The organism is Salipiger aestuarii (assembly GCF_003259905.1).
Lineage (GTDB): Bacteria > Pseudomonadota > Alphaproteobacteria > Rhodobacterales > Rhodobacteraceae > Salipiger > Salipiger aestuarii.
Map to the genome: position 1 here is coordinate 1 of NZ_QLMG01000095.1, position 5158 is coordinate 5158.

The 5158-nt window shown below is 60.7% G+C and carries 7 protein-coding genes, 1 tRNA gene and 1 pseudogene; 5 read left to right on the plus strand and 4 right to left on the minus strand.

Annotated features, from left to right (window positions below; genetic code table 11):
- Window positions 1–322: integrase core domain-containing protein (locus ATI53_RS22415; protein ID WP_146610004.1), on the plus strand; the 322-nt coding region annotated here is incomplete at its 5' end.
- A 289-nt stretch (window positions 323–611) separates the two neighbouring features.
- Entirely contained in the window at window positions 612–1010 is a 399-nt protein-coding gene (locus ATI53_RS24565; protein WP_111551422.1) for a helix-turn-helix domain-containing protein, read from the plus strand.
- Between the two features lie 119 nt (window positions 1011–1129).
- Here the strand turns inward: ATI53_RS24565 and ATI53_RS22425 are convergent.
- The 4 genes from ATI53_RS22425 to pdxH form a co-directional block, all read right to left on the minus strand.
- Window positions 1130–1207, minus strand: a tRNA-Pro gene (locus ATI53_RS22425).
- 180 nt (window positions 1208–1387) lie between these two features.
- Window positions 1388–1858, minus strand: coding sequence for a DUF192 domain-containing protein (locus tag ATI53_RS22430; protein ID WP_009504176.1), 471 nt, complete (start codon window positions 1856–1858; stop codon window positions 1388–1390).
- Window positions 1831–2373: a cold-shock protein gene (locus tag ATI53_RS22435; protein WP_009504175.1), complete on the minus strand. Its 543-nt coding sequence runs from the start codon at window positions 2371–2373 to the stop codon at window positions 1831–1833. The genes ATI53_RS22430 and ATI53_RS22435 overlap by 28 nt, the downstream gene beginning before the upstream one ends.
- Window positions 2374–2480: 107 nt before the next feature.
- Window positions 2481–3086: a pyridoxamine 5'-phosphate oxidase gene (gene pdxH, locus ATI53_RS22440; RefSeq protein WP_009504174.1), complete on the minus strand. Its 606-nt coding sequence runs from the start codon at window positions 3084–3086 to the stop codon at window positions 2481–2483.
- A gap of 105 nt (window positions 3087–3191) precedes the next feature.
- Between pdxH and fabI the strand changes: the two genes are divergently transcribed.
- The 3 genes and pseudogenes from fabI to ATI53_RS22455 all read left to right on the plus strand — a co-directional run.
- The gene (gene fabI / locus ATI53_RS22445) at window positions 3192–3998 is read left to right on the plus strand and encodes an enoyl-ACP reductase FabI (protein ID WP_009504173.1); all 807 of its coding nucleotides are present in this window, start codon (window positions 3192–3194) and stop codon (window positions 3996–3998) included.
- Window positions 3999–4009: 11 nt separating this feature from the next.
- Entirely contained in the window at window positions 4010–4519 is a 510-nt protein-coding gene (gene gpt, locus ATI53_RS22450) for a xanthine phosphoribosyltransferase (RefSeq protein WP_009504172.1), read from the plus strand.
- Between the two features lie 283 nt (window positions 4520–4802).
- A pseudogene (locus tag ATI53_RS22455) lies at window positions 4803–5158 on the plus strand (transposase); the annotation flags it as partial.

A 5158-nucleotide genomic window follows, 5' to 3' on the forward strand; every position in this document is an offset into this window, starting at 1 on the left:
ATGGGCCGACGAGAACACCGTGCCGTGGCACTACATCGATCCCGGAAAACCGCAGCAAAACGCCTTCATCGAGAGCTTCAACGGCAGCCTCAGGGACGAACTTCTGAACGAGGAGATCTTCGACAGCCTCGATGACGCGCGGCGTAAGCTGGCCCTCTGGCGCTACGACGACAATACGGTCAGGCCGCATTCCTCGCTGGAGAACCAGACACCGCTGCAAGCGCGCCGAGTGCTTGAGCAATCTGAGGGCTCCGCGCCCGGCGCGCGTGCGCCAGACGGAGAAGCCGAATACCCAGATCCAACCTGCAGACTCTCGTCATGAATGAGGGACCGGCAGGGGGCAGGTCACTTGAGCTCCAACAGTGGACGGATCGATGGATTATCCAACAATCTTTGGATCAAGCATCGCCCAACGTTGTCCGCGATGAACTCTCGCAACACTGCCTGCTTTGCCTCGTAAGCGGACCGATCGGCCCTAAGCAGCATCTCGATAGTATTGAGTTTCCTCATGCTCGCACCAAGCGCCTGAACCCAATTTAGGCTCGCTTCAACTTGCCGCTACTCCGTGGTCAAGCAACCTCAGGCTGGCAAGATGACAAAATCTATAAGAAGTGCGGGCCTACTGGCTCTCGGGAACGCGGTGGTCGCCTATCGCGCCAAAAAAGGGCCGGTCGCAGCGCGACTTGGCTCGCGAAACCGGCCTCAGGCAGTCGTTCATTGCGAAGATGGAAAAAGGATCTCGAAGGATTGATGCTGTGGAACTTGTAGTTATTTCACGCCTATTAGACGTGCCGGCTTCCGATCTCCTGAACGTAGTCGCAGTGGCGACGCCACAAGATCATAAGATCCTGGGGGATGACGAGAGGCTCCCCGCGTCATTTCACGCCTCACGACGCCCGTATACCAACGAACACTGCGCGGTCGCGGCGGTGGCGCGCAATGCGGAACGCGACGTGGATCGCGTTCGCCGCCTCCATGCTATGACGGACTCCACGGTGCCCTCCTGCTGAACGCGCCACATGTTTACCCAGCAGGTTTTTCGAGTTTGCGGATCAACCTAAGCAAGGGTTCCAGCCGAAACTTTAGATCACCGATAATTGGTCGGCTTTCACACTTCAGAAACGAGTAGTGGTCGGGGCGCTCAGATTCGAACTGAGGGTCTTCTGCTCCCAAAGCAGACGGATTAACCAGGCTTTCCCACGCCCCGACTATGATGTTCGAGTGTTATACTACACACTCGTAAGGCCCTGAAACAAAATACATAGCACATCGTTTGGGGGTAATACATTACAAATCAGACGCGCTACCAGGCTGCGCTACGCCCCGGCAAGCCTCCTCTACAGGTCAGGCCAAAGTTTGAAAAGAGGCAAATCGCCTCGCCCCGCCGCTATTCGCAGGGCCAGGCGGGGGTTTCGATGGCCGGATGCTGCATCACGCTGCCCGGCGCTATGCCAAGCTGTCGCGAAAGGCCTGCATTGATTTCCAGCACATATTGAACCGGCTGACCGCTTGGGATCGGTGTCTGGTCATGCGGCACGGCGTCGCGATGCACTTTCAGCACCCGGCCCGAGGAATCGGCAAAGATCATGTCGAGCGGCAGGAAGGTGTTCTTCATCCAGAACGCCACCGGCTGCTCGCGCTCGTAGGCAAACAGCATGCCCGTCGCGCCGGGCATCTGCCGGACGTTCATCAGCCCCTCTGCGCGTTCCTGCGCATCGTCGGCGACGCTGACGCGAAACCGCGCCGAGCCCCAGTCGCCGCGCAGCCAAAGCGTATCGTCGCGGCATTCGGCAGCCCGGAGCGGGGCTGCCGTCACCGCCGCGACGACCGTCAGGAGAGCGAAAGTGCGGCTTCCCATGCCCAGACCTCGGTTGCCATCAGACCACGTTTGCCGGGGATCTTGCGAATGGCAAGCGCCTCGCCCGGCTGCAAATCGGCCAGCCCCGACCGGCGCAGTACCTCGATGTGGATGAAAATGTCATCCGAAGACCCGAACGTGTTGGCAAACCCGAATCCCTTGGCCTTGTCGAACCATTTCACCCGCGCGGGTTCCAGCGGAGCGGCGCGCATGACCTCGGGGTCGATTCCCTCGAAATCCGCAAGCGGCACACCCTCCGGCGCCTCCGGCGGCGCGATCGTCAGCACCTCGGTCGCCTGAACCCCCCGGTCCGTGCGCTGGATGACAATTTCGATACCGGCGCCGTCGGCCACCGAGCTCTGCCCGAAGTTCCGCAGAACGTTCGCATGCAAAAGGATGTCTGGCCCGCCTTCATCGGCGATCACGAAGCCGAATCCCTTGACTGGATCGAACCATTTCACCTTTCCGAGAACGCGCTGCGCCTCGTCATCTTCCTGTCTCAACTGCGTTTCCATTGTTCTTGTCGCGTATCCCCGTTCCCTCTTGCGACAAGAAACTCGGGAAATGCAAGTGTTCCGGGCGCGCCTTTTTGTGACGGCCCTAGCGTCAGTGCGTCGGGTAGCTAAGGATTGAGCCGGTCGACCGTCCACTCATCGGCTGGGGTCCGCCGGTGCCAGCGGAACCGGTCATGCAAGCGAAAGGCACCATCGGCCCAAAATTCGATTTCCACCGGGGCAATCCGGAATCCGCCCCAGAACGGCGGGCGTTTCGGCTGGGGACCATGCGTCGCGGTGACTTTTGCAACTTCGGCCATCAGGGCTGCGCGCGACGCCAGCGGCTGGCTTTGCCGCGACGCCCAGGCGCCAAGCCGGGACTTCAGAGAGCGCGAGGCGTAGTAGGTATCGGCCAGCGGCCCCGCTTCGCGGCTGACGATTCCGCGCACCCGGATCTGGCGACGCAACGATTTCCAGTGCATCACAAAAGCGGCCTTGCCAGAGCTTTCGATTTCCCGCGCCTTGGCACTTTTGTAATTGGTATAAAACACAAAACCCGCATCCTCGATGTCCTTGAGCAGGACCATCCGGGCATTGGGCATGCCGTCGCCGTCCACGGTGGACAAGGCGATGGCATTGGGATCGTTGAGTTCGGTGGCCTGGGCTTCGGCCAGCCACGCCCTTGCGATGACGAAAGGGTCGTTTCCCGCGAAGATCCCGCTGCGGTCTGACATGAGGCGCCTCCTTTGCCGTGAACGCTGACGTTTCGAACCCTTGAAGCCCTGAGTGGCTTGGCCTAAAGGGTTCGTCACAAAAGCAATGCCGGTTGGGGAATGAGAATGTCAAACACTCTGATGGCGGGCAAGCGCGGCCTGATCATGGGACTCGCGAACGACAAGTCGATCGCATGGGGCATCGCCAGGGCGCTGCATGGCGCTGGCGCGGAGCTTGCCTTTTCCTACCAGGGGGATGCGTTGAAAAAGCGCGTCGGCCCGCTGGCACAACAGCTGGGATCGGACATCGTGCTGCCCTGCGATGTCGGCGACGAGGCGTCGGTCGATGCGCTGTTCGACGGGCTGAAGGATCGCTGGGGCACCCTGGACTTTATCGTCCACGCCATCGGTTTTTCCGACAAGAACGAATTGCGCGGCCGCTATGTCGATACCAGCCGCGACAATTTCACGCGTACGATGGATATTTCGGTCTACAGTTTCACGTCCGTCATGCAGCGCGCCGAAAAGATGATGACCCGTGGCGGATCGGCCATCACGCTGACCTATTACGGCGCCGAACGCATCATGCCCCATTACAACGTGATGGGCGTGGCCAAGGCGGCACTGGAGGCGTCGGTGCGTTACCTGGCCGAGGATCTGGGCAAGGACGGTATCCGGGTCAACGCCATTTCCGCCGGTCCGATCAAGACGCTGGCGGCCAGCGGCATCGGGGATTTCCGGTATATCCTGAACTGGAACGCCTACAACTCGCCCCTGCGGCGCAACGTGACCATCGACGATGTCGGCGGCTCGGCGCTGTATCTGCTGTCCGACCTCGGCAGCGGCGTCACCGGTGAAACCCACCACGTCGACGCGGGCTACCACGTTGTCGGAATGAAGGCGGTCGACGCGCCGGACATCACCAAAGTCTGAGGAACCACGCCATGGACCAGGATCGCCTGCCGCATGAAAAGGGCTTTCACGTCAGCTGGGATCAGTTGCACCGCGACGCGCGGGCGCTGGCCTGGCGGATTCAGGGCCATGGCCCCGAAAACGGCGCCTGGCGCGCGGTCGTGGCCATCACGCGGGGCGGCATGGCACCGGCGATGATCGTCGCGCGCGAGCTGGATATCCGCATGGTCGATACGATCTCGGTGAAAAGCTACAACCATCAGGCGCAAAGCGCGCCCAGGGTCATCAAGTTTCCCGACATGGACGTGATGGGCGACGGGACCGGCGTGCTGATCGTCGACGATCTCGTCGACACCGGGCGCACGCTGGAAGTGGTGCGCCAGCATCTACCCAAGGCGCATGTCGCGACCGTGTACGCCAAGCCCAAGGGCAAGCCTCTGGTCGACAGCTATATCACCGAAGTCAGCCAGGACACATGGATCTTTTTCCCCTGGGACATGGCGCTGCAATACGTCAAACCCTATCGCGGCGACAGCGACTGAGCGCCATTCTTTCCGTACGAAAGAATGCGACCCGCTCGTGTGATGCGCGGGGCGGTTTTATGTCTATGGCGCCGCTTTCAGCATGACACGGCAAGGGATCGTGGGCCGCGCGATCAGACGCGACGGGGTTGCGCTGTTCGCTGAAAAGCCCGCCGCGGAAATGCGGCCTTTTTTTTTCGCTATCTGCCTATTTTGTTGAAGAAGTCTTTGTTGCTTTGCGGATTTGTTGCACAAATCATCTGAGGGGATTTCTCTTGCGAACCCATAATGATAGCGGGAGTGTATGAGCAGTTTGGCCCCTACGTCACACAAGGCCACAAACTGGTCGAGCTATAACGCCGCACTGAGGCAGCGAGGACCATTGGCGATCTGGTTCGATCCGGAGATGATCTGGGTGCCGCCGCCGAGCGGCAAACGCGCCGGGCGCGGTGCTTCGGTGACACTGCGATCCAGGCTTGCCTCACTCTGAAAGTGCTGTTCGGGCTGCCGCTGCGGCAGACGACTGGGGTCGTGGAAAGCTTGCTGGAGTTGGTTGGCCTCGATTGGGCTGTGCCCGGTTTCAGCGCGCTGTGCCGCCGCCAGAAAACACTGAATGTCAGCCTGCCATATCGCGGCGGAACCGGCCCGCTCAACCTTCTC